The following is a 749-nucleotide window of genomic DNA, read 5'->3' as shown; positions in this document are numbered from 1 at the left end:
GGCGCCGAGGCGCTGGTGCGCTGGATGGACCCGCAGGAGGGCATGATCTCCCCCGCGCGCTTCATCCCGGTGGCCGAGCACTCCGGCGTGATCGGCCCGCTGGGCGAATGGGTCATGCACGAGGCCTGCCGCCAGGCCCAGGCATGGCGGCAGGCCGGGCTGCCCGCCCTGACCATGGCCGTGAACGTGTCGCCGCGCCAGTTCCACCTGACCGACCTGGCCGGCTGCGCGGCGTCGGCCCTGTCCGCCTCGGGCTACCCGCCCACGCAGCTGGAGCTGGAGATCACCGAAGGCGCGCTCGCCGAACGCCCCGAGGAGGCCCGCCAGGTGCTGCTGCGCCTGCGCGGCCTGGGCCTGCGCATGGCCATCGACGACTTCGGCACGGGCTATTCGTCGCTCGCCCACCTCAAGCGCTTTCCCATTGACGTGCTCAAGATCGACCAGGGCTTCATCCGCGACCTGCCGCAAAACAGCGACGACATGGCCATCTGCACGGCCATCATCGCCATGGGCCACAGCCTGGGTCTGGCGGTGCTGGCCGAAGGCGTGGAGACCCCCGAGCAACTGGCCTTCCTGCGCGAGCGCGGGTGCGACCGCTACCAGGGCTACCTGTGCCAGCGCCCGCTGCCGGCCGAGGCGTTCACGGCGCTGCTGCGCGGACAGGCGGGCGGGGCCGTCCACTGAGCCGGCACGGGCGGTGGACGGGCGTGCGGATCGATTGCTATAAAAATAATAGCTATATGCCCTAG

1 protein-coding gene is annotated in these 749 nt (G+C 70.8%); it reads left to right on the top strand.

Translation table 11 applies throughout. The annotated features are described in order from the left end of the window. On the top strand, positions 1–684 hold a 684-nt coding region (locus tag AC27IO_RS25010; protein WP_498741317.1), incomplete at its 5' end, for a putative bifunctional diguanylate cyclase/phosphodiesterase. Between the last annotated feature and the right edge of the window lie 65 nt (positions 685–749).

It is taken from the genome of Acidovorax sp. KNOB132, assembly GCF_057541515.1.
The sequence above is the reverse complement of the archived record's forward strand: the minus strand, read 5'-3'. Positions and strand labels throughout refer to the sequence as shown.